This window comes from Flavobacterium lipolyticum (assembly GCF_020905335.1).
Taxonomy (GTDB): domain Bacteria; phylum Bacteroidota; class Bacteroidia; order Flavobacteriales; family Flavobacteriaceae; genus Flavobacterium; species Flavobacterium lipolyticum.
On record NZ_JAJJMN010000001.1, the window covers coordinates 1,181,782 to 1,204,773 of the forward strand.

Below are 22,992 nucleotides of genomic sequence, written 5' to 3' on the forward strand. Positions count from 1 at the left end.
AGTTTATCCTTGATTTCTATAGAATCATTACTTTCATAATTATTCAGAAGCTTCAGTAGTCGTTTCTGCTTCAGCTGCTGGAGCTTCAGGAGTACCTTCAGCTTTTTTAGCTTTACCACCACGACGGCTTTTTGCTTTTTTAACTTCTTTTTTACCTCCATTGTAAAGTTCATTGAAATCTACAAGTTCGATCATTGCCATATCAGCATTATCTCCCAAACGATTTCCAACTTTAATGATACGAGTGTATCCTCCTGGACGGTCACCAACTTTAGCAGCTACGTCTCTGAACAAGTCAGTTACCGCATATTTGCTACGTAAGTAAGCAAAAACAATACGACGGTTGTGAGTCGTATCTTCTTTCGATTTTGTAATTAAAGGCTCAACGAATTGTTTAAGCGCTTTAGCTTTAGCAACAGTAGTGTTAATACGTTTGTGCTCGATAAGAGAACAAGCCATATTAGCCAACATAGCTTTTCTATGTCCAGTCTGTCTGCTTAAGTGATTGAATTTTTTTCCGTGTCTCATTGCTATTTTAAATTTAACCCGCCGTAGCGGATTGAATTATTCTTTATCTAATTTGTATTTAGCTAAATCCATTCCGAAAGTTAAATTCTTCACTGCAACAAGTTCATCAAGTTCAGTTAAAGATTTTTTACCAAAATTACGGAATTTCATTAGGTCATTTTTATTGAACGATACTAAATCACCAAGTGTATCAACTTCAGCCGCTTTCAAGCAATTTAATGCTCTCACAGATAAATCCATATCAACAAGCTTAGTTTTAAGCAATTGTCTCATATGCAATGACTCTTCATCATACGATTCTGTTTGTGCAATTTCGTCAGCCTCGAGTGTAATTCTTTCGTCAGAGAACAACATGAAGTGGTGAATTAAAACTTTAGCAGCTTCAGTAAGAGCATCTTTAGGATTAATAGAACCATCAGTTTTAATTTCAAAAACTAATTTTTCATAATCTGTCTTTTGCTCAACACGGAAGTTTTCAATTGCATATTTTACATTTTTTACCGGAGTAAAAATAGAATCTGTAAAAATAGTTCCAATTGCAGCATTCTGTTTTTTGTTCTCCTCAGCAGGAACATATCCTCTACCTTTTTCGATTGTTAAATCGAAGTTCAATTTGATTTTAGAATCTAAATTACAGATAACAAGGTCTGGATTCAAAACTTGAAAACCTGAAATAAATTTTTGAAAATCACCTGCTGTCAATTGATCTTTACCGGAAACAGAAATTGTAACTGCTTCATTATCGATATCTTCAATTTGACGTTTGAAACGCACTTGCTTTAGATTAAGGATAATTTCGGTAACATCTTCAACAACACCTGAAATAGTAGAAAACTCATGATCTACACCTTCGATACGAACAGATGTAATTGCATAACCTTCTAATGCTGAAAGCAAAACTCTTCTAAGTGCATTACCAACTGTCAATCCGTAACCAGGTTCTAAAGGTCTAAATTCAAATTTACCTTCAAAATCGGTTGAATCGATCATGATAACTTTATCGGGCTTTTGAAAATTAAATATTGCCATAAATTTCGACTAAGTCAATTATTATTTGTTGTACAACTCTACGATTAATTGTTCTTTAATGTTTTCTGGAATTTGTAGTCTTGCAGGCACAGAAACGAAAGTTCCTTCTTTAAGATCATTGTTCCAAGTAATCCATTCATAAACATGACTTGAATTTGACAAAGAACGTTCGATAGCTTCTAAAGATTTAGATTTTTCACGAACTGCTACTTTATCACCAGGCTTAAGGTGGTAAGAAGGAATATTTACAACTTCACCATTAACAGTAATGTGTCTGTGAGATACGATTTGACGCGCACCTCTTCTAGATGGGGCAATTCCCATTCTAAAAACAACATTATCTAATCTTGCTTCACATAATTGTAATAAAACTTCACCAGTTACTCCTTTAGTTGCTGATGCTTTTTCGAATAAATTTCTGAATTGTTTTTCTAAAATTCCGTAAGAATATTTAGCTTTTTGCTTTTCCATTAACTGAACAGCGTACTCAGATTTTTTTCCTCTTTTTTTAGCCATCCCGTGTTGTCCAGGTGGGTAATTTCTTTTTTCGAATGATTTATCATCTCCGAAGATTGCTTCGCCAAATTTACGAGCGATTTTGGTTTTAGGACCAGTATATCTTGCCATTTTAAAAAAAATTTAAGGTAGAGATTATGAATTCAGGTCTAATCCTTCGATAATCTATGCTCTACCTTGTTTATACTATGAATAAATAAAATTAAACTCTACGTCTCTTTGGAGGACGACATCCGTTGTGAGGCATTGGAGTAACATCGATAATCTCAGTAACTTCAATTCCACCGTTATGAATAGAACGGATAGCAGACTCACGTCCGTTTCCTGGTCCTTTTACATAAACTTTCACTTTTTTAAGTCCTGCCTCAAGAGCTACTTTACTACAATCTTCTGCTGCCATTTGAGCTGCATACGGAGTGTTCTTTTTAGAACCTCTGAAACCCATTTTACCAGCTGAAGACCAAGAAATAACTTCACCTTTCTTATTAGTCAAAGAAATGATAATGTTGTTGAAAGTGGCAGAAATATGAGCTTCACCCGTTGATTCAACGATAACTTTACGTTTTTTTGCAGTTGCTTTAGCCATATTACTTATTATTTAGTTGCTTTTTTCTTGTTAGCAACAGTTTTTCTTTTACCTTTTCTTGTTCTAGAGTTGTTTTTAGTTCTTTGCCCTCTTAACGGAAGACCAGATCTATGACGGATACCTCTGTAACAACCAATATCCATTAAACGTTTGATGTTTAAAGAAACTTCAGAACGTAATTCTCCTTCAATTTTGTAAAATGAAACTGCATCACGAATTGCTCCGATCTCGTCATCATTCCAATCTTGAACTTTTTTATCTTGGCTAACTTGAGCTTTTTCTAAAATCTCAATAGCTCTACTTTTTCCTAATCCAAAGATGTAGGTAAGTGCGATAACACCTCTCTTATTTTTTGGGATATCTACCCCTGCTATTCTTGCCATAATTATCCTTGTCTTTGTTTAAATCTAGGATTCTTTTTGTTTATTACGTACAATCTCCCTTTTCTACGCACGATAATGCACTCGGCACTTCTCTTTTTTACTGATGCTCTAACTTTCATAGTGAATTTGCTTTAGGCTTTAGGCTTTAGGCTTTAGGCATAAGTTTTATTGCTTAATGCTTATTGCCTATTGCTTACAGCTTTTTAATATCGATAAGTAATTCTTGCTTTTGACAAATCGTAAGGACTCATTTCCAATTTCACTTTATCACCAGGTAATAACTTGATGTAATGCATACGCATCTTACCGGAAATATGAGCAATTACAATATGTCCATTTTCTAACTCTACACGGAACATCGCATTTGATAATGCTTCGATGATTGATCCGTCTTGTTCTATTGCTGATTGTTTTGCCATAAATATATTAAGCTACCGCTTTTCTATTTTTACCAGTCTTCATTAAACCATCATAATGTTTGTTTAACAAGTACGAATTGATTTGTTGAATAGTATCTATTGCAACTCCAACCATAATTATTAATGAGGTACCTCCAAAAAACATTGCCCAAGATTGTTGTACATCCATAATACTTACAACAATAGCTGGGAACACAGCAATCAAAGCAAGGAATAAAGATCCTGGGAAAGTTATTAAAGACATCACTTTATCAAGGAAGTCTGAAGTTTCAGCTCCCGGACGAACTCCAGGAATAAAACCACCGCTTCTTTTTAAATCATCGGCCATTTTGTTAGTAGGAACAGTGATTGCAGTATAAAAGAATGTAAATACAATAATTAAAGTTGCAAATACAAAATTGTACCAAAATCCGAACATATTACTAAACGCACCAACAATAGATTGTGATGTGTCTGATTTAGACAATCCAGCTACAGCTGCAGGAATAAACATAATTGCCTGAGCAAAGATGATTGGCATAACTCCTGAAGCGTTAAGCTTAAGAGGAATCCATTGTCTGTTACCACCAGCTAAATCCTGCTCGTAATCTCCAGTTGTCGTACGACGAGCGTACTGAACCGGGATCCTGCGTACTGCCATTGTAAGCAATACACAAGAAATGATTACTAATAACCACACGATAATCTCAATAACTAACAACATTGGACCTCCATTGTTATTGGTAACTCTGGTTGTGAATTCTTGTATAAAAGCTTGCGGTAAGCGCGCTAAAATACCAACCATAATCAATAATGAAATTCCATTTCCAATACCTTTATCTGTAATTTTTTCTCCAAGCCACATAGCAAAAATTGTACCTGTAACTAAGATAATAACTGACGAGAACAAAAATTCAGGTGAATTAAAGCCTAGTAAGAATGCACTACCAGGCAATGTTCTGTACAAATTATAGATATAAGTTGGACCTTGAACCAGTGTAATAGCTATAGTCAACCAACGAGTGATTTGATTAATCTTTTTTCTACCACTCTCTCCATCGTTTTGAAGTTTTTGCAAATAAGGAATCGCAATTCCCATTAACTGAACAACAATAGATGCAGAAATATAAGGCATAATACCTAAAGCAAAAACTGAAGCTTTAGAGAAAGCACCCCCTGTAAACATGTCCAGGATAGATCCTAAACCATTTTTAGTTTGTCCCGCTAAACCTGTTAACTGAGTTGCGTCAATTCCAGGAAGCGTAACGTGTGCACCAAAACGATATACTAAAAGCAATCCTAATGTAATTAAGATTCTATTTTTCAGTTCTTCGATTTTCCAAACATTACTTATTGATTCAATAAATTTCTTCATCTTAATAGATAAGTTATATAGTTACAGCTTCTCCACCAGCAGCTTCGATAGCAGCTTTTGCAGTAGCGGTAAATTTGTGGGCAGTTACTTTTAATTTTGCTTTCAACTCTCCTCTACCTAAAATCTTAACGATTTCATTTTTGGTAGCTAGACGATTTGCTACGAAATCTGTCATAGAAACAGAATCAGTAATCACACCATTGTCTACTAATAATTGAAGCGTATCTAAATTAACACCTTCGTATTCTTTACGATTGATGTTTGTGAAACCAAACTTAGGCACACGTCTTTGAAGTGGCATTTGTCCTCCTTCAAAACCAATCTTTTTAGAATAACCAGAACGAGATTTTGCTCCTTTGTGACCTCTTGCAGAAGTACCACCTTTTCCAGAACCTTCTCCTCTACCTAATCTTTTATTTTGATTGTGTGTTGACCCTTCAGCTGGTTGTAAGTTACTTAAATTCATAACAGTATTTGTTATTTAGCTTCTTCTACAGAAACTAAGTGTTTAACTTTGTTTATCATCCCAAGGATTGCAGGATTTGAATCATGCTCTACAACTTGTCCCATTTTACGTAGACCTAAAGCTTCCAAACCTCTTTTTTGAGAAAGAGGGCAGTTGATTTTGCTTCTTACTTGTTTTACTAATAATTTAGCCATAATTTCCTTGAATTAACCTTTAAAAACTTTTTCTAAAGAAACACCTCTTTGTTTTGCAACAGTATGAGCGCTTCTCATTTGTAATAAAGCATCAAAAGTTGCTTTTACCACGTTATGAGGATTTGATGATCCTTGAGATTTAGATAATACATCGTGAATACCTACTGATTCAAGAACTGAACGAACAGCTCCACCAGCAATAACTCCTGTACCATGAGAAGCAGGAATTAAGAATACACGTGCACCACCAAATTTACCTTTTTGTTCGTGAGGAACAGATTGTCCGTTCAAAGGAATTTTCACTAAATTTTTCTTAGCATCTTCTACTGCTTTCGCAATTGCTTCAGAAACGTCTTTAGATTTTCCTAATCCATGACCAACTACTCCGTTTTCATCACCTACAACTACAATAGCAGAAAAACCGAAAGCTCTACCACCTTTTGTAACCTTAGTAACACGATTAACACTTACCAGACGATCTTTAAGTTCAAGACCACTTGGTTTTACCAATTCTACATTTTTGTATTTAGACATAATATATTAGAATTTAAGTCCAGCCGCTCTTGCGCCTTCTGCTAATGATTTAATACGACCGTGGTATAAATATCCACCTCTGTCAAAAGTGATGGTATCGATCCCGGCTTTTAACGCTTTCTCTGCAACTAGTTTTCCAACAGCAGCAGCTACTTCAACGTTAGTACCTTTTCCTATTTCTTTTTCTCTTGAAGATGCAGCTAATAAAGTAACTCCATTTACATCATCAATAAGTTGAGCGTAAATTTCTTTGTTACTTCTAAATACAGATAGTCTTGGGTTAGCAGCAGTACCACTAATCGATTTTCTAATTCTGAATCTAATTCTCTGTCTTCTATCAGATTTTGTTAATGACATAATCTTATTTTTTAAGCTGATTTACCTGCTTTTCTTCTTAATACTTCACCCACAAATTTAACACCTTTTCCTTTGTATGGTTCAGGCTTACGGAAACCTCTGATTTTCGCAGCAACCTGACCTAAAAGTTGTTTATCAAATGATGTTAATTTTACGATAGGGTTTTTTCCTTTTTCAGATATTGTTTCTAAAGCTACTTCTGGAGCAATTTCTAAAACAATATTGTGAGAATATCCAAGAGCTAAATCTAACTTTTGACCTTGGTTTGAAGCTCTATAACCAACTCCAACTAATTCAAGTTCTTTTGTAAAACCTTCAGATACACCAACAATCATATTACTGATTAAAGATCTGTACAATCCGTGTTTTGCTCTTTGGTCTTTATGATCAGACGATCTTTCAACTTGTACTTGATCGCCTTCAACTGTTACAGTTACGTCCGAAAACTCCTGAGTTAGTTGACCTTTTTTTCCTTTTACTGTAATGATACCGTCTTTAACTTCTACAGTTACGTCAGCAGGGATTACAATTGGGCTTTTACCTATTCTTGACATCTTATTTAGTCTTTAAAATTAGTATACGTAACAAATTACTTCACCACCTACATTTAATTGTTTCGCTTGTTTTCCAGTCATAAGACCTTTTGAAGTTGAAACAATAGCAATTCCTAATCCGTTAAGGATTCTTGGTAATTTGGCAGCACCTGCGTATTTACGTAAACCAGGTTTACTAATTCTTTGGATATCTTTAATTACAGGCTCTTTAGTATCTTTATCATACTTCAAAGCGATCTTGATTGAACCCTGAACAGAGTTGTCTTCAAATTTGTAACTCAAGATATAACCTTGATCAAATAAGATCTTAGTTATTTCTTTTTTTAGATTAGAAGCTGGAATTTCAACAACTTTGTGGTTTGCAGCCACAGCGTTACGAACTCTAGTCAAATAATCTGCAATAGGATCTGTATACATATGTATTTGATTGCGATTATGGTTTTCGGGAGACACCCGTCTCCCGAACCTTTAATCAATTAAAATTATTTTTCGGTTTGCAAAAGTAATAACTTATTGCGAGATTACCAAGAAGCCTTTTTTACTCCAGGGATTAATCCATTATTTGCCATCTCACGGAAAGTTACACGTGAAATACCAAATTGACGAATATAACCTCTTGGTCTACCTGTTAATTTACAACGGTTGTGTAAACGAACTGGTGAAGCATTTTTAGGTAATCTTTGTAAGCCTTCATAATCTCCAGCTTCTAATAAAGCTTTTCTTTTTTCAGCGTACTTAGCTACCGTTTTCTCTCTTTTCACCTCACGGGCTTTCATTGATTCTTTAGCCATGTCTTAATTCTTTTTAAAAGGTAAACCTAATTCAGCCAATAACGACTTTGCTTCTTTGTCTGTTTTTGCAGTAGTAACAAAAGTAATATCCATTCCTGAAATTTTGTTTACTTTGTCAATATCAATTTCCGGGAAAATGATTTGCTCTAAAACTCCAAGGTTGTAATTACCTCTTCCGTCGAAACCAGTAGCTTTGATACCACTAAAATCTCTAACGCGTGGTAAAGCAGAAGTAATAAGTCTATCTAAAAACTCATACATTCTCTCTCCACGTAAAGTAACTTTTGCTCCAATAGGCATCCCTTTTCTCAATTTGAATGACGCAACGTCTTTCTTTGAAATTGTAGATACTGCTTTTTGTCCAGTGATCTTTGTTAACTCATCAACCGCATAGTCAATAAGTTTTTTATCAGATACAGCTGCACCAACTCCACGGCTCAAAACGATTTTTTCAAGTTTAGGAACTTGCATTACGTTTGTATATCCGAATTCTTCTTTAAGAGCAGAGATTACTCTACTCTTATATTCTTCTTTTAGTCTAGGTGTATATGCCATTACTATAGTACTTGATTAGATTTTTTTGAAAATCTTACTTTCTTATCTCCTTCTACTCTAATACCAACTCTAGTTGTTTCCTTAGTTTTAGGATCAATTAGTGAAATGTTAGATATTTGTATAGAAGCTTCTTTCTTAACGATACCACCTTGAGGGTTTTTAGCACTTGGTTTTGTATGTTTTGAAACCATGTTTACACCTTCAACTATCGCTTTATTTTTCTCACGGTAAACACGTAATACTTTACCTTCAGCACCTTTATGGTCTCCAGCAATAACTCTTACGATATCTCCTGATTTAATTTTTAGCTTTATCATCTTAAAACGAATTAAAGCACTTCTGGTGCTAATGATACAATTTTCATGAATTGTTTTTCACGAAGTTCTCTTGCTACCGGACCAAAAACACGTGTTCCTCTCATTTCCCCTGCAGCGTTCAAAAGAACACATGCATTATCATCGAAACGGATATAAGAACCATCAGCTCTTCTCACTTCTTTTTTGGTACGTACAACAACTGCAGTTGAAACAGCTCCTTTTTTCACGTTACCGTTTGGAGTTGCATCTTTAATAGATACTACAATCTTGTCACCAACAGAGGCATACCTTCTTTTGGTACCTCCTAAAACACGGATAGTTAAAACTTCTTTTGCTCCCGTGTTATCTGCTACTTTTAGTCTTGATTCCTGTTGTACCATAATTATTTAGCTCTTTCTAAGATTTCAACTAATCTCCAACATTTTGTTTTACTTAAAGGACGCGTTTCGCTAATTCTTACAGTATCTCCAATGTTACAGTCGTTTGTTTCGTCGTGTGCAACATATTTCTTAGTTTTCAACACGAACTTACCGTATAATGGGTGTTTTACTTTTCTTACTTCAGCAATAACAATAGACTTATCCATTTTATTTGAAGTAACAACACCTATTCTTTCTTTTCTTAAATTTCTTTTTTCTTCCATCTTTCAGCAGAATACAATTATTGTAACTCTCTTTTAGTTAACTCTGTAGCCAATCTTGCAACTGTTCTTCTTACACTTCTAATTTGAAGTGGGTTTTCAATTGGAGAAATAGCGTGAGCCATTTTTAGGTCAGCATATATTTTCTTAGTTTGACTAAGTTTTTCTTGCAACTCCGCTGCAGAAAGATCTTTTATTTCTGATTGTTTCATAATATAAATTTAATTATGCTTCGAAATCTCTAGCAACGACGAATTTAGTTTTTACTGGAAGTTTTTGCGCTGCAAGACGTAAAGCCTCTTTTGCAACTGACAATGGAACTCCTCCAACTTCAAACATAATTCTTCCTGGTTTAACAACAGCAGCCCAATACTCAACTGCTCCTTTACCTTTACCCATACGTACTTCAAGAGGTTTCTTAGTAATAGGCTTGTCTGGAAATATTTTAATCCATAATTGTCCTTCTCTCTTCATGTAACGAGTTGCAGCGATACGTGCAGCTTCGATTTGACGAGAAGTCAAGAACATTCCATCTTCATGTACAGATTTAATACCAAACATTCCATTAGAAAGTTCATGCCCTCTTTGAGAGTTACCTTTCATCTTACCTTTTTGTACCTTACGGTATTTTGTTCTTTTAGGCTGTAACATTTTTCTTTAGTTTAAAAATTTACTTTCTTTTACGAGCGTCTGGTTTTCCACCTTTATTAAAAGGCTTTCTGTCTCCTCTTGGAGAATCGCCACCTTTACCACCACCAGTTCCAGATTGTTTTTTATCCATTCCTGCAAGTGGAGAAAGATCTCTCTTTCCATAAACTTCACCTTTCATGATCCATACTTTGATACCCATTCTACCGTAAGTAGTGTGAGCTTCAGCCAAAGCATAGTCAATATCAGCTCTGAAAGTTGATAGAGGAATTCTACCTTCTTTGAAACCTTCTGAACGCGCCATCTCAGCACCATTCAAACGACCAGAAATCAAAACTTTGATACCTTCAGCGTTCATACGCATAGAAGCAGCAATAGCCATTTTGATTGCACGTCTGTAAGAAATACGGCTTTCGATTTGACGAGCGATGCTTGTCGCCACAAGATAAGCATCTAACTCAGGTCTTTTAATTTCAAAGATGTTGATTTGAACCTCTTTGTCAGTAACTTTCTTAAGTTCTTCTTTTAACTTGTCTACCTCTTGTCCACCTTTTCCGATAATGATACCAGGTCTAGCAGTAGTGATAGTAACGGTTACAAGTTTCAAAGTTCTCTCGATGATTACTTTAGATACACTAGCTTTTGATAAACGAGCGTGGATATACTTTCTGATTTTGTGATCTTCGGCAAGTTTATCACCGTAGTCATTTCCACCATACCAGTTTGAGTCCCACCCTCTGATGATACCAAGTCTATTTCCAATTGGATTTGTCTTTTGTCCCATGCTGCTTAAGAATTGCTTTGTGTGTTATTGATAGCTCCAAGCACGATTGTAACGTGGTTAGAACGTTTTCTTATTCTGTGTGCACGACCTTGTGGAGCTGGACGAAGTCTTTTCAACATCATTCCACCATCTACTCTGATCTCTTTAACAAATAATCCAGCTTCTTCTAAATTACCTTCACTATTTTTTTGCTCCCAGTTGTTGATTGCAGATAATAATAGTTTCTCTAATTTTCTTGAAGCTTCTTTAGAACTGAATCTTAAGATGTTAAGTGCTCTTTCTACCTTCTGACCTCTTACCAAGTCCGCTACTAAGCGCATTTTTCTAGGTGAAGTAGGGCAGTTATTCAATTTTGCGAAAGCAATAGACTTATTAGCCTCTTTTCTCGCATCTGCTGTTTCTCTTTTACGAACTCCCATTGCTTCTTATTTTTTACCTTTATTTTTTGCTCCAGCATGACCTCTAAAAGATCTAGTTGGTGAAAACTCTCCTAATTTGTGACCTACCATGTTTTCTGTTACGTAAACCGGTACAAATTGACGACCGTTATGAACTGCGATAGTTTGTCCAACAAAGTCTGGAGTAATCATGGAAGCTCTAGACCAAGTCTTTACTACTCCATTTTTTCCGCTTTCAATGTTTTCCTGAACTTTCTTGTCTAACTTATAATGAACGAAAGGTCCTTTTTTTAATGAACGTGCCATATCTTATTATTTCTTTCTACGTTCTACGATATACTTGTTACTCGGGTTTTTCTTAGAACGAGTTCTGTAACCTTTAGCTGGCAATCCGTTTCTTGAACGTGGGTGCCCTCCAGAAGAACGTCCTTCACCACCTCCCATAGGGTGATCAACTGGGTTCATCGCTACTGGTCTAGTTCTAGGTCTTCTTCCTAACCATCTTGTTCTACCTGCTTTTCCAGATACAACTAATTGGTGATCAGAATTAGAAACAGCTCCAATTGTAGCCGAACATGTTAACAAGATTAATCTTGTCTCTCCTGATGGCATTTTAATTGTAGCGTATTTTCCGTCTCTTGCCATTAACTGAGCAAAAGTTCCAGCTGAACGAGCAATAACTGCTCCTTGTCCTGGACGTAACTCAATACAAGATATAACAGTTCCAAGAGGAATTCTGCTTAAAGGCAATGTATTACCAATCTCTGGTTGAGATTCTGGACCAGAAACTAATTTCTGACCAACTTTCAATCCGTTTTGAGCGATAATATAAGTTTTCTCTCCATCAGCATAAGCTAATAAAGCGATAAATGCAGTACGATTTGGATCGTATTCGATTGATTTCACAGTAGCTGGAATTCCAACTTTAGTTCTTTTGAAATCAATAATACGATATCTCTGCTTGTGACCACCACCCGTATAACGCATGGTCATCTTTCCTTGACTATTTCTACCTCCAGAGTTTTTTATCGGCGCTATCAAAGAGCGTTCCGGCTTATCAGTTGTAATGGCGTCATAACCATTCACAACTCTAAATCGCTGACCTGGGGTAATAGGTTTTAATTTTCTTACTGACATTTTTCTATCTTAGATATTGTTGTAAAAATCAATTGTTTCTCCTTCTTGTACTTGTACAATTGCTTTTTTAATAGCATTTGTCTTTCCACTGATTAAACCACTTTTAGTGTATTTTGTAGTTCTATCCGGTCTTACGTTCATCGTGTTAACTGAAACGATAGTTACTCCATAAGCAGCTTCAACAGCTTTCTTAATTTGAACTTTGTTTGCTTTTTTGTCAACAACGAATCCGAAGCGGTTTAAAACTTCACTTTCTTTGGTTACTTTTTCCGTTACTATAGGTCTAATTATGATACTCATATTCCTATTATTTACTTAAATTTTCTTCAATTAACTCCAAAGAACCTTCTAAAAGCACTAAATTGTTAGTGTTTAAAATAGCGTAAGTGCTTAATTCTGAGCTAGTTACGACATTAGAAGCCTTTAAATTGCGTGACGACAAATATACATTTTTATTCGACTCTCCCAACACAAATAAGGATTTTTTATTCTCTAACCCTAAAGCTTTCAAAACGTTAATGAAATTTTTAGTGTTTGGCGCTTCAAAATTAAAGTCTTCAAGAACGATAATATTCGACTCTTTTGCTTTGATTGAGAAAGCTGATTTTCTTGCCAATCTTTTCAAGCCTTTATTCAATTTAAATGAATAACTTCTTGGTCTTGGTCCGAAAATTGTTCCACCACCTTTAAACAATGGATTTTTGATACTTCCCGCACGAGCTGTACCAGTTCCTTTTTGTTTTTTAATCTTACGTGTACTTCCTGTCACTTCAGCTCTTTCTTTAGCTTTGTGAGTCCCTTGTCTTTGATTAGCAAGATATTGCTTAACATCAAGGTATACAGCGTGATTGTTTGGTTCAATTGCGAATACTGAATCAGAAAGTTGAACTTTTCTTCCAGTATCTTTTCCGTTGAAATCTAATACTTTTACTTCCATTACTTCTGAATGATTACATAAGAGTTTTTATGTCCAGGAACACATCCTTTAATAACAAGTAGGTTCTTTTCAGCCACTACTTTTAAAACTCTAAGGTTTTGAACTTTTACATTGTCTCCTCCCATTCTTCCAGCCATACGCATTCCTTTGAATACTCTAGATGGATAAGAAGATGCTCCTACAGAACCTGGCGCTCTTAAACGGTTGTGTTGACCGTGAGTTGCTTGTCCAACACCACCAAATCCGTGACGCTTAACAACCCCTTGAAAACCTTTACCTTTAGATACACCTTGTACATCTACAAATTCTCCTTCAGAAAAAATAGAAACATCAATAAGATCTCCTAATTTTTGCTCAGTTGCAAAATCTTGAAATTCAACGACTTTTTTCTTAGCTACAGTTCCAGCTTTTTTAAAGTGACCTAAAGCCGCTTTAGTGGAATGTTTCTCGTTTTTGTCATCGAAACCAAGTTGCAACGCTTCGTACCCGTCAACACCTTTGGTTCTGACTTGGGTAACAACACAAGGACCAGCTTCGATTACTGTACAAGGAATGTTTTTCCCGTTTTCGTCGAAAATACTAGTCATGCCGATTTTTTTACCAATTAACCCAGACATAAATATTAATTATTAATTACTAAAATTCCCTTCAATTTGAAAATAACAGAAATTTCCAAACAGGGAGTGCAAAAGTAGATATTAAAATTGAATATACCAAACAGTTAGAAAAATTAAATAGCTCATTATCAAAAACCAAGCTTCAAAACAACCTCAAAAACAACCTTGTTTTTTTCCAATACTGAAATCATTTTTTACATTTTCAACTCTTTCACACTTAACAATTAATTAATAAAACCACAACAAAAAACACTCGAATCCCCTTAAAACAAAGGACTTTATGAAAATTTGCAGAAAAATTAAAAATAAAAAAACCTCAAAATCACATCGTAAAAAAGCATTATTTTAAAACAAAAAAAAGCGAGACATTTCTGACTCGCTTTTTATATAAAAAATATAAAAAAATTATACTTTTATCTCTACTTCAACACCACTTGGCAATTCAAGTTTCATTAAAGCATCAATAGTTTTAGATGAAGATGAATAAATATCAATCAATCTCTTGTATGACATTACTTCAAATTGCTCTCTCGCTTTTTTGTTAACGTGCGGAGAACGCAACACAGTGAAAAGTTTTTTGTGAGTTGGCAACGGTATTGGACCTGTTACAACTGCACCAGTAGTTTTTACTGTTTTCACGATCTTTTCAGCAGATTTATCTACCAACATGTGATCGTAAGACTTTAGTTTTATTCTGATTTTTTGACTCATTTTCTTAAGAATTAAGCGTTACCTTTTGCTTTTTTAATTACCGCTTCTGAAATATTAGAAGGCGTTTCTGCATAGTGAGAAAACTCCATTGTTGAAGTAGCTCTACCAGAAGACAATGTTCTCAATGTCGTAACATATCCAAACATCTCTGATAACGGCACATCAGCTTTAATAGTTTTTGCACCATTTCTATCCCCCATATCATTAACCTGACCTCTACGACGGTTGATATCACCTACGATATCTCCCATGTTTTCTTCAGGAGTAATAACCTCCATTTTCATGATTGGCTCAAGAACAATTGCACCAGCAGCTTTAGCTACTTCTCTATAACCCATTCTGGCAGCTAACTCAAAAGAAAGCGCATCAGAATCGACAGGGTGGAAAGATCCGTCTGTCAAAGTTACTTTCAAACTATCCACTTGATAACCAGCCAAAGGACCAGTTTTCATAGCTTCACGGAAACCTTTTTCTACAGATGGAATATATTCTTTAGGAACGTTACCACCTTTTACAGCATTAATAAACTGTAATCCTTTTGGAACCTTACCATCAACTTCATCAGCAGGCTCAAGTGTAAATACGATATCACCGAATTTACCACGACCTCCAGATTGTTTTTTGTAAGTTTCTCTGTGTGTTGCAGATCTTGTAAACGCTTCTTTATACTCAACTTGAGGCTCACCTTGGTTTACTTCAACTTTAAATTCACGTTTCATACGATCTACCAAGATATCTAAGTGAAGCTCACCCATACCCGAGATAATTGTTTGACCAGAAGCCTCATCAGTTCTAACTGTAAAAGTTGGATCTTCCTCAGCTAATTTAGCCAAAGCCATACCCATTTTATCTACGTCAGCCTTTGTTTTTGGCTCAATAGCAATACCAATTACCGGTGCAGGGAATTTCATAGACTCTAAAATAATTGGGTGTTTTTCATCACACAATGTATCTCCGGTTTTAATATCTTTAAATCCAACAGCAGCTCCAATATCTCCAGCCTCAATATATTCGATTGGATTTTGTTTGTTAGCATGCATTTGGTAAATACGAGAAATTCTTTCTTTACTACCAGAACGTGTATTCAACACATAAGAACCAGCATCTAAACGACCAGAATAAGCACGGAAGAAAGCTAAACGACCAACGAACGGGTCAGTAGCAATTTTAAATGCTAAAGCTGCAAATGGCTCTTTAACATCTGGCTTACGCAAGATTTTAGTTTGATCTTCTTCTAATAATTCAGCATCATCAGGATGAATCCCTTCGATACCTTCTTTATCCATTGGAGATGGCAAATACTTACATACTGCATCTAACATGAACTGAACCCCTTTATTTTTGAAAGAAGAACCAGCAATCATAGGAATGATAGCCATATCAATTGTAGCAGCTCTAAGCGCCACATTAATTTCTTCCTCAGTAATAGAGTTTTCATCCTCCATGAATTTCTCCAACAAATTCTCATCATAATCAGCTACTGCCTCAATAAGAATCGATCTGTACTCTTTTACTTCTGCAACCATATCCTCAGGGATAGGCACGATATCAAAAGTAGCTCCCTGAGTAGCATCATGCCAAACAATAGCTTGGTTTTTTACTAAATCAACAACACCTTTAAAATCGTTTTCTTCACCAATTGGCAAAGTGATCGCAACAGCATTAGATTTCAACATATCACGAACTTGTTGACAAACTGCCAAAAAGTTAGATCCTTGACGGTCCATTTTATTAACAAACCCCATACGTGGAACCCTGTATTGATCAGCAAGTCTCCAGTTAGTTTCTGATTGAGGCTCAACACCATCAACAGCACTAAATAAAAATACTAAACCATCCAATACACGCAAAGAACGGTTTACCTCTACCGTAAAGTCAACGTGTCCAGGAGTATCAATAATATTAAAGTGATAAGGCAATGTTTCAGGCAACGATTTCCCTTGCTCAGTTGGAAAATTCCACTCACAAGTTGTAGCTGCTGAAGTAATTGTAATACCTCTTTCTTGCTCTTGAGCCATCCAGTCCATTGTTGCAGCACCATCGTGTACCTCACCAATTTTGTGTGACTTTCCAGTATAAAAAAGAATACGCTCAGTTGTTGTTGTTTTACCAGCATCAATGTGAGCAGCAATTCCGATATTTCTTGTATATTTTAAATCTCTAGCCATTTCTTTACGAATTAAAATCTAAAGTGAGAGAATGCTTTATTAGCTTCTGCCATTTTGTGAGTATCCATTCTTTTCTTAACCGCAGCACCTTCTTCTTTAGCAGCTGCTAAACATTCTGACGCTAAACGTTGTGCCATAGATTTTTCATTTCTTCTTCTTGAATAAAGTATTAACCACTTCATTGCCATAGAAATTTTTCTGTCTGGACGAATCTGCATTGGAATTTGAAATGTAGCTCCACCTACTCTACGGCTACGTACTTCTACGTGAGGCATAACGTTTGTTAAAGCATCTTTCCAAATTTCTAATGAAGTTTTCTCATCATTTTGCTTTTTAGATTCGATGATATCAATTGCATCATAAAATACTTTGAAAGCTGTAGATTTCTTACCATCCCACATTAAGTTGTTCACGAAACGTGTTACCAATTGGTCATTAAACCTTGGATCTGGTAAAAGTGGTCTTTTCTTTGCCGCTCTTTTTCTCATGTCTTTTTTTTAAATAAAAAGTTATAGGTTATCCGTTAAATGTTATGTGTTACAGATTTCAAGTACATACTCAAAACCCCAACCCTTAACTCCTAACCTCCAACTCTTAACGTTTTAAATTACTTTTTTGCTTCTTTTGGGCGTTTAGCACCGTACTTAGATCTTCTTTGCGTTCTTCCTGCAACTCCTGACGTGTCAAGCGCTCCACGAACGATATGATATCTAACACCTGGTAAATCTTTTACCCTTCCACCTCGCACTAATACTATCGAGTGCTCTTGTAAATTGTGTCCTTCTCCAGGGATGTAAGCATTCACTTCATTACCATTTGTCAAACGTACACGCGCAACTTTACGCATTGCAGAGTTTGGTTTTTTTGGTGTAGTAGTGTAAACACGCGTACAAACCCCTCTTCTTTGAGGACAAGAATCTAAAGCAACCGATTTACTCTTCTTAGTGATCTGAGTTCTTCCTGTTCTTACTAATTGTTGAATTGTTGGCATAATTAATACTAAAAATTTATTATGTATATTAAATTCCCGCTTTTTACGGGGTTGCAAATGTATAAAATATTTTTCACTATACAAACGTTAATTCATTAATTTTCAATAACATTATTTAAGCATATGATTTTACAAACAAACAATAGATATTTGTAATACTTTTAATTTAATGAAACAATTGCTTTTGAAACAACTTTTACCCCTCCTATTTTTTCTAGTCGGCATCTCTTCTTATGCTCAAAATCTTCATTTACAAATTAAAGGAACAAACCAAACCGAAACGCAAATTATTGATTCACTGAATTACTCAGAAAACCACACTAACATAAAATCACTTTTCGAAGAAGTTAAAAATGTATCTGAAAAATTAACCAGACAGGGATATCTCGACCATGTTATACTTGAAACAAAAAAAACAAACGATAGTACTTTTATCTCCAAAATCGATTTAAAAAGCAAAACAAAAGAAGTCCATATATATATAGGAACCAATCACAGCTTTTTTGATGAAGCAAAAATCAAAAATGACACTTTAATTCTAGCATATGAAGAGCTGGAAAGCTATCTAAACCAAAAAACATTAGACGCTGAAAAAGCAGGTTTCGCCTTAAACAAACTAAAACTTGAAAACCTACAAAAAAAGAATTCAATTATTTACGCGGAGTTAAACTATAAATCCGAAAAAAAACGCATCGTAAATTCCATTATTCTAACTCAGACTGACCTGACAAAAAGAGATTATTTTCCAAAAGGGCATCTAAAACAGCTTAAAAAGAAATACCTAAACAAGACTTTCAATCAGGAAACCATAAAACAATTGTATAACGACATCAATGCATTTGAATTCACCTCTCAAACCAAATATCCTGAAGTATTATTCACAACTGATTCTACAAAAATATACACTTATGTAGAAAAAAGACAAGCGAACACTTTTGATGGCTACGTTGGTTTTTCTAATGACGAAAATAAAAAAACAACCCTGAATGGTTATCTGGACTTATCCTTATTAAACACTCTTCACGCAGGAGAACAATTTTCACTATATTGGAAAAGTGACGGAAATCAGCAAAAAACCTTCAATACTAAAATTGAAATCCCCTACATATTTCAATCCTCACTGGGCATCAAAGCACAATTAAACATTTTCAAACAGGACAGTACTTTTCAAAACACCAAAACCGCTATTGATCTGGGTTATTTTTTAAACTACAATACACGATTATACCTAGGCTATCAATCGACAGAATCGAGCGACATTCAAAACACAAACAACACCACAATAAGCGACTACAAAAATTCCTACATCACTTCTACACTTGAGTATAAAAAAACAGATTATCTCCAAAGTTTATTCTCCAAAAAAGCCTCTCTTAACCTTCTTTTGGGCTATGGGAAAAGAGACACCAACAACAGCCCTAACACCGTCGAATCCAGCAAACAATTCTACACCACCCTTAACCTCTCTTATAATTTTGAACTAAACAAGAAAAACTTCATCTACATAAATCCACAAATTCTTTATCTGAAAAGTAAAAACTACATTACCAACGAATTGTTCCGATTTGGAGGAACAAACTCTATTAGAGGTTTTGCAGAAAACAGTCTTCAGGGCAATTTCGCCTCTATGTTAATCACTGAATACAGGTACAAAGTCTCTAACAACCTGTATATCAATTCCATTATTGATTTTGCCATTTACCAGGATTTAACCAACAGTCAAAATCTTAATAAATTACAAAAATTATCAGGAGTCGGAATCGGCACAACCATCCAGACAACGAGCGGGCTACTCCGAATTAATCTCAGCAATGGCGGGGAAAATCTTCAGGAAATTAAATTATTTAACACAATTGTCAACATATGCTACAATGTCAAATTTTAACCTTGTGAGAAAATTCACCAAATCAACATTGCTATTGTTAACAAAGTATTAAGAAATTAAAACTACCGAAAAATTCCAAATAATAAAGCCGAATATATCAGATTAATCTCAGCAATAACAGGCAAAAGATCCAATAAACCCAATTATTTAACACAATAATTACAATATGTTACAATGTTAAATTTTAACATTGTGAGAAAATTCCACAACACAATACTAGGATTATTAACAAATTATTATGAATATTGTAAGACTAATTCAAAATAATTACAAAAATGAAACCAAAGTTCAATGGATTTTTAGTACTACTTTTAGTACTATTCGCGCAACTAACCTTTGCGCAGGAAAGAGCCGTTTCGGGAACTGTTACCGATGACGCAGGTATGCCCCTACCAGGTGTAAGCGTACAAATCAAAGGAACAAAAACCGGCACGCAAACCGATTTTGATGGTAAATACTCCATCAAAGCAACAACAAGTCAAATTTTAGTATTTAGCTACATCGGCATGAAGACTCAGGAAATTGCCGCCAGCTCATCACAAGTAAGCACAAAGCTATCCGGAGACGCCCAGCAACTGGAAGGAGTTGTCGTAACTACAGCGATGGGTATCAAAAGAGAAAAAAAATCTCTTGGATATGCTTCTCAACAGATTTCAGGCAAAGACGTTAATGGTGGAGCCGGAAACACTAACGTTGCCAATTTACTATCAGGTAAAGCCGCGGGTGTGGAAGTTCAAAGAAACAACAACTTTGGAGGTTCTACAAACGTTGTAATCAGAGGGAACAAATCTCTTACCGGAAACAACCAGGCGCTTTGGGTTATTGACGGGGTGCCAATTGACAACTCCAACTCCAACGTTTCTTCGCAACAAGTTGGTGGAGGTGGTTACGATTACGGTAACAATGCCTCGGATATCAACCAGGAAGATATTGAAAGCATCAACATCCTAAAAGGAGCAGCTGCAACAGCATTATATGGATCCAGAGCTGCAAATGGAGTTGTAATGGTTACTACCAAAAAAGGTAAATCAGACAACAAAATTGGATTTTCGTTCTCAAGCGGGTTCACAAATGGAAGTGTAGACAAATCAACTTTTCCTAAATACCAAAACAGATATGGATCAGGATATGGCATTGGCTCCTCATTTTTAGGAACAGGCACACCTGATACGGTAGACACATCAAATGATGCCTCTGACGGAGACGCCTTCGATAACCAACCAGTTTACCAATGGGATGCTTTTACTCCTTTCTCGCCAAACTACGGAAAAGCTACTCCATGGACGGCTGCAAAAAATGGCCCTGTAACTTTCTTTAATAATGCACATACATTCGTTAACAGTATCGCATTAGAGAAATCAACTGACAGATCCAGTTTATCTTTAACCTATGTAAACACAAATCAAACTGGTATTCTTCCAAACAGTGAATTGAAAAAAAATCAGATAAGTGCAAGATTTAGCCAAAAAGTTACTGATAAACTTACCGCTAATGCTTATGCAGCCGTTACCCTTCAAAGCACTGTAGGTAGAAACTCAACCGGTTATAACGATAACGTTATGGGTAACTTCAGACAATGGTGGCAAACCAACACTGACGTTCAAGCGCAAAAAGATGTTTACTTTGCATCAGGCGGTCAAAACGTAACCTGGAACTGGACCGACCCGACAGATCCTTCAGGTCTGACACCAGCATACTGGGACAATCCTTATTTCACACGTTATCAAAATTACTCTTCTGATGACAGAACTCGTTTATTCAGCTACGCTTCCCTAAATTACGAGATCGCTCCATGGTTAAGTGCATTAGGAAGAGTCTCACTTGACACCTATAAACAACTTCAGGAAGAAAGAAGAGCTGTCGGATCAATTGCTTCAGGATTTGGTCTTTCTCCCGTTAATGAATCATCAGGATACCAAAGAAACGAAATCGACTTCCAGGAAATCAACTATGATTTCATGTTAAACTTCAACAAAAAAATTGGCGAAGACATTAGTTTAAATGGAGTAATTGGAACCAATATCAGAAGAAACAAAAGAGACAATGTACTTTCTTCAACCATCGGAGGTTTAGTTACCCCTGGAATTTATGCCTTATCTAACTCACGTTTAGACTTACCATTCCCAAGAGAAGCCAAAATATCCTCAGGTGTTAATGGTATCTACGCTCAAGCATCTGTTGGTTATTTAGATACTTATTTTGTAGATGCCTCTATCAGAAGAGATGTTTCTTCTACATTACCTGACAATAACAACTCTTATGTTTATCCTGCAGTTTCCGGATCATTCCTTTTCTCAAACGTAGTAAAGGCAGACTGGTTAAATCTTGGAAAATTCAGAGTAAACTATGCTGAAGTAGGAAATGACGCCGATGCACTTCAACTAAACAATACCTATACAAGAGTTCCTAACTTTCAAGGACAACCTCTTTATACAAACTCCTTATTGCTTCCATTCCGTAGCATCAACAAAAATCCAGACCTTAAACCGGAAAGAACAAAATCTTTCGAGGTTGGTTTAGAAACAAGTTTATTAAACAGACGTCTAGGGTTTGACATTACCTACTACAAAACAAACTCAGTTGATCAAATTGTGGCAGCTGCTGTTTCTTCAGGATCAGGATTCACAAACGCACTTGTTAACGGTGGAAACATCGAAAACAAAGGTTTTGAAATTCAATTAAACGGAACTCCAATTAAAACAAAAGACTTTAGCTGGGAAATAATCGTTAACTGGTCAAACAATAGAAGTAAAGTTATCACATTACCAAATGGACTAGATAATCTTCAATTAGGTTCATTCCAAGGTGGCGTTACAGTCAATGCAGCTCCCGGTGAAGCTTATGGCGCCCTAAAAGGAACTGATTTCGTTTACACAAACGGACAGCCAACAATAGATCAAACCACAGGTAAATACATGATCACTACATCTTCAAGCAACACAATCGGAAACATTACACCGGATTGGATTGGTGGAGTAAGAAACAAATTTACTTATAAAAATCTAACTTTTGGATTCTTAATTGACACTCAAAAAGGCGGAGATATCTTCTCATTAGATATGTACTACGGACTTGCATCCGGATTATACAAAGAAACAGCTGTAGGGGACATTAGAGAAAATGGTCTTTTAAATCCTGGAGTAGCTCCTAACGGAACTCCAAACACTGTAAAAACAAAAGGCGGATCAATTGCAAACAGCATGGGATATCAGGCTGCGCCAAACAAAGCTTTTATTTACGATGCCTCGTTTGTTAAACTTAGAGAGGTATCTATCACCTACAACTTCCCTAAAAGCATGTTTGAAAACACATTCATAAACGCGGCATCAGCAAGTTTAGTTGGTTCTAACTTATGGATCATTCATAAAAACCTACCATACGCAGACCCAGAAAGTGGACTATCATCAGGAAACAGCTCAAGAGGCTATTCAGTTGGATCTCTTCCAACTACCAGAGATATTGGTTTTAACTTAACATTCAAATTTTAATACAG

At 35.7% G+C, this 22,992-nt stretch carries 34 protein-coding genes; 2 read left to right on the top strand and 32 right to left on the bottom strand.

Annotated features, from left to right (window positions below; translation table 11 throughout):
- Positions 1-39 precede the first annotated feature (39 nt).
- The 32 genes from rplQ to rpsL form a co-directional block, all read right to left on the bottom strand.
- Positions 40-528 (bottom strand): 50S ribosomal protein L17, encoded by a 489-nt coding sequence (gene rplQ, locus LNQ34_RS05280; protein ID WP_202701683.1) that lies wholly within the window; start codon positions 526-528, stop codon positions 40-42.
- A 36-nt stretch (positions 529-564) separates the two neighbouring features.
- Positions 565-1,557 (bottom strand): DNA-directed RNA polymerase subunit alpha, encoded by a 993-nt coding sequence (locus LNQ34_RS05285; RefSeq protein ID WP_026109818.1) that lies wholly within the window; start codon positions 1,555-1,557, stop codon positions 565-567.
- Positions 1,558-1,578: 21 nt separating this feature from the next.
- Positions 1,579-2,184: a 30S ribosomal protein S4 gene (rpsD, locus tag LNQ34_RS05290; protein ID WP_008464326.1), complete on the bottom strand. Its 606-nt coding sequence runs from the start codon at positions 2,182-2,184 to the stop codon at positions 1,579-1,581.
- Between the two features lie 91 nt (positions 2,185-2,275).
- Positions 2,276-2,659 carry a 30S ribosomal protein S11 gene (gene rpsK / locus LNQ34_RS05295; protein WP_007803677.1) on the bottom strand — a complete coding sequence of 128 codons (384 nt, stop codon included), beginning with the start codon at positions 2,657-2,659 and terminating at the stop codon, positions 2,276-2,278.
- 8 nt (positions 2,660-2,667) lie between these two features.
- Positions 2,668-3,042, bottom strand: coding sequence for a 30S ribosomal protein S13 (gene rpsM / locus LNQ34_RS05300; protein WP_012022478.1), 375 nt, complete (start codon positions 3,040-3,042; stop codon positions 2,668-2,670).
- A gap of 2 nt (positions 3,043-3,044) precedes the next feature.
- Positions 3,045-3,161: a type B 50S ribosomal protein L36 gene (gene ykgO, locus LNQ34_RS05305; RefSeq protein WP_002987490.1), complete on the bottom strand. Its 117-nt coding sequence runs from the start codon at positions 3,159-3,161 to the stop codon at positions 3,045-3,047.
- Between the two features lie 84 nt (positions 3,162-3,245).
- Complete coding sequence (gene infA, locus LNQ34_RS05310) at positions 3,246-3,461, bottom strand: translation initiation factor IF-1 (RefSeq protein ID WP_007136545.1); 216 nt, start codon at positions 3,459-3,461, stop codon at positions 3,246-3,248.
- A gap of 7 nt (positions 3,462-3,468) precedes the next feature.
- The gene (gene secY, locus LNQ34_RS05315) at positions 3,469-4,815 is read right to left on the bottom strand and encodes a preprotein translocase subunit SecY (RefSeq protein ID WP_017495008.1); all 1,347 of its coding nucleotides are present in this window, start codon (positions 4,813-4,815) and stop codon (positions 3,469-3,471) included.
- 13 nt (positions 4,816-4,828) lie between these two features.
- The gene (gene rplO / locus LNQ34_RS05320) at positions 4,829-5,281 is read right to left on the bottom strand and encodes a 50S ribosomal protein L15 (RefSeq protein ID WP_017495009.1); all 453 of its coding nucleotides are present in this window, start codon (positions 5,279-5,281) and stop codon (positions 4,829-4,831) included.
- A gap of 11 nt (positions 5,282-5,292) precedes the next feature.
- On the bottom strand, positions 5,293-5,475 hold the full coding sequence (rpmD, locus tag LNQ34_RS05325) for a 50S ribosomal protein L30 (RefSeq protein ID WP_017495010.1): 183 nt from the start codon (positions 5,473-5,475) through the stop codon (positions 5,293-5,295).
- 12 nt (positions 5,476-5,487) lie between these two features.
- Positions 5,488-6,012, bottom strand: a complete 525-nt coding sequence (rpsE, locus tag LNQ34_RS05330) for a 30S ribosomal protein S5 (protein WP_085950926.1) — start codon at positions 6,010-6,012, stop codon at positions 5,488-5,490.
- A 3-nt stretch (positions 6,013-6,015) separates the two neighbouring features.
- Positions 6,016-6,366 carry a 50S ribosomal protein L18 gene (gene rplR / locus LNQ34_RS05335; protein ID WP_017495012.1) on the bottom strand — a complete coding sequence of 117 codons (351 nt, stop codon included), beginning with the start codon at positions 6,364-6,366 and terminating at the stop codon, positions 6,016-6,018.
- Positions 6,367-6,377: 11 nt separating this feature from the next.
- Positions 6,378-6,920, bottom strand: a complete 543-nt coding sequence (rplF, locus tag LNQ34_RS05340) for a 50S ribosomal protein L6 (RefSeq protein WP_202701685.1) — start codon at positions 6,918-6,920, stop codon at positions 6,378-6,380.
- Positions 6,921-6,938: 18 nt separating this feature from the next.
- Positions 6,939-7,337: a 30S ribosomal protein S8 gene (gene rpsH, locus LNQ34_RS05345; protein WP_017495014.1), complete on the bottom strand. Its 399-nt coding sequence runs from the start codon at positions 7,335-7,337 to the stop codon at positions 6,939-6,941.
- Between the two features lie 104 nt (positions 7,338-7,441).
- On the bottom strand, positions 7,442-7,711 hold the full coding sequence (rpsN, locus tag LNQ34_RS05350) for a 30S ribosomal protein S14 (RefSeq protein WP_008464305.1): 270 nt from the start codon (positions 7,709-7,711) through the stop codon (positions 7,442-7,444).
- A 3-nt stretch (positions 7,712-7,714) separates the two neighbouring features.
- A complete protein-coding gene (gene rplE, locus LNQ34_RS05355; RefSeq protein ID WP_017495015.1) occupies positions 7,715-8,266 on the bottom strand; it encodes a 50S ribosomal protein L5 in 552 nt (183 codons plus the stop codon).
- A 2-nt stretch (positions 8,267-8,268) separates the two neighbouring features.
- The gene (rplX, locus tag LNQ34_RS05360; protein ID WP_007803650.1) at positions 8,269-8,583 is read right to left on the bottom strand and encodes a 50S ribosomal protein L24; all 315 of its coding nucleotides are present in this window, start codon (positions 8,581-8,583) and stop codon (positions 8,269-8,271) included.
- 11 nt (positions 8,584-8,594) lie between these two features.
- Positions 8,595-8,963, bottom strand: a complete 369-nt coding sequence (gene rplN / locus LNQ34_RS05365) for a 50S ribosomal protein L14 (RefSeq protein ID WP_007803649.1) — start codon at positions 8,961-8,963, stop codon at positions 8,595-8,597.
- Between the two features lie 2 nt (positions 8,964-8,965).
- Positions 8,966-9,226 (bottom strand): 30S ribosomal protein S17, encoded by a 261-nt coding sequence (gene rpsQ / locus LNQ34_RS05370; RefSeq protein WP_007803646.1) that lies wholly within the window; start codon positions 9,224-9,226, stop codon positions 8,966-8,968.
- A gap of 17 nt (positions 9,227-9,243) precedes the next feature.
- Positions 9,244-9,435: a 50S ribosomal protein L29 gene (gene rpmC, locus LNQ34_RS05375; protein WP_007803639.1), complete on the bottom strand. Its 192-nt coding sequence runs from the start codon at positions 9,433-9,435 to the stop codon at positions 9,244-9,246.
- Between the two features lie 13 nt (positions 9,436-9,448).
- Entirely contained in the window at positions 9,449-9,874 is a 426-nt protein-coding gene (gene rplP, locus LNQ34_RS05380) for a 50S ribosomal protein L16 (RefSeq protein ID WP_017495016.1), read from the bottom strand.
- Positions 9,875-9,893: 19 nt separating this feature from the next.
- Complete coding sequence (gene rpsC, locus LNQ34_RS05385) at positions 9,894-10,655, bottom strand: 30S ribosomal protein S3 (RefSeq protein ID WP_007803635.1); 762 nt, start codon at positions 10,653-10,655, stop codon at positions 9,894-9,896.
- A 5-nt stretch (positions 10,656-10,660) separates the two neighbouring features.
- The gene (gene rplV / locus LNQ34_RS05390) at positions 10,661-11,074 is read right to left on the bottom strand and encodes a 50S ribosomal protein L22 (RefSeq protein ID WP_007803631.1); all 414 of its coding nucleotides are present in this window, start codon (positions 11,072-11,074) and stop codon (positions 10,661-10,663) included.
- Positions 11,075-11,080: 6 nt separating this feature from the next.
- Positions 11,081-11,359 (bottom strand): 30S ribosomal protein S19, encoded by a 279-nt coding sequence (rpsS, locus tag LNQ34_RS05395; protein ID WP_031456039.1) that lies wholly within the window; start codon positions 11,357-11,359, stop codon positions 11,081-11,083.
- A 6-nt stretch (positions 11,360-11,365) separates the two neighbouring features.
- Positions 11,366-12,190 carry a 50S ribosomal protein L2 gene (gene rplB, locus LNQ34_RS05400; protein WP_017495017.1) on the bottom strand — a complete coding sequence of 275 codons (825 nt, stop codon included), beginning with the start codon at positions 12,188-12,190 and terminating at the stop codon, positions 11,366-11,368.
- A 9-nt stretch (positions 12,191-12,199) separates the two neighbouring features.
- Positions 12,200-12,490 (bottom strand): 50S ribosomal protein L23, encoded by a 291-nt coding sequence (gene rplW, locus LNQ34_RS05405; RefSeq protein WP_017495018.1) that lies wholly within the window; start codon positions 12,488-12,490, stop codon positions 12,200-12,202.
- A gap of 7 nt (positions 12,491-12,497) precedes the next feature.
- On the bottom strand, positions 12,498-13,127 hold the full coding sequence (gene rplD, locus LNQ34_RS05410) for a 50S ribosomal protein L4 (RefSeq protein WP_089055327.1): 630 nt from the start codon (positions 13,125-13,127) through the stop codon (positions 12,498-12,500).
- The gene (gene rplC, locus LNQ34_RS05415; protein ID WP_017495020.1) at positions 13,127-13,744 is read right to left on the bottom strand and encodes a 50S ribosomal protein L3; all 618 of its coding nucleotides are present in this window, start codon (positions 13,742-13,744) and stop codon (positions 13,127-13,129) included. Before rplC ends, rplD begins: the two co-directional genes overlap by 1 nt.
- A 405-nt stretch (positions 13,745-14,149) precedes the next feature.
- On the bottom strand, positions 14,150-14,455 hold the full coding sequence (rpsJ, locus tag LNQ34_RS05420; RefSeq protein WP_007803605.1) for a 30S ribosomal protein S10: 306 nt from the start codon (positions 14,453-14,455) through the stop codon (positions 14,150-14,152).
- Between the two features lie 11 nt (positions 14,456-14,466).
- Positions 14,467-16,623, bottom strand: coding sequence for an elongation factor G (gene fusA, locus LNQ34_RS05425; RefSeq protein ID WP_202701687.1), 2,157 nt, complete (start codon positions 16,621-16,623; stop codon positions 14,467-14,469).
- Between the two features lie 11 nt (positions 16,624-16,634).
- Positions 16,635-17,111 carry a 30S ribosomal protein S7 gene (gene rpsG / locus LNQ34_RS05430; RefSeq protein ID WP_017495022.1) on the bottom strand — a complete coding sequence of 159 codons (477 nt, stop codon included), beginning with the start codon at positions 17,109-17,111 and terminating at the stop codon, positions 16,635-16,637.
- A 119-nt stretch (positions 17,112-17,230) separates the two neighbouring features.
- Entirely contained in the window at positions 17,231-17,614 is a 384-nt protein-coding gene (rpsL, locus tag LNQ34_RS05435; protein ID WP_007136570.1) for a 30S ribosomal protein S12, read from the bottom strand.
- A 169-nt stretch (positions 17,615-17,783) separates the two neighbouring features.
- Between rpsL and LNQ34_RS05440 the strand changes: the two genes are divergently transcribed.
- Positions 17,784-19,499, top strand: coding sequence for a BamA/TamA family outer membrane protein (locus LNQ34_RS05440; RefSeq protein WP_229998898.1), 1,716 nt, complete (start codon positions 17,784-17,786; stop codon positions 19,497-19,499).
- Between the two features lie 275 nt (positions 19,500-19,774).
- Positions 19,775-22,987: a SusC/RagA family TonB-linked outer membrane protein gene (locus LNQ34_RS05445; protein WP_229998899.1), complete on the top strand. Its 3,213-nt coding sequence runs from the start codon at positions 19,775-19,777 to the stop codon at positions 22,985-22,987.
- Positions 22,988-22,992: the final 5 nt, after the last annotated feature.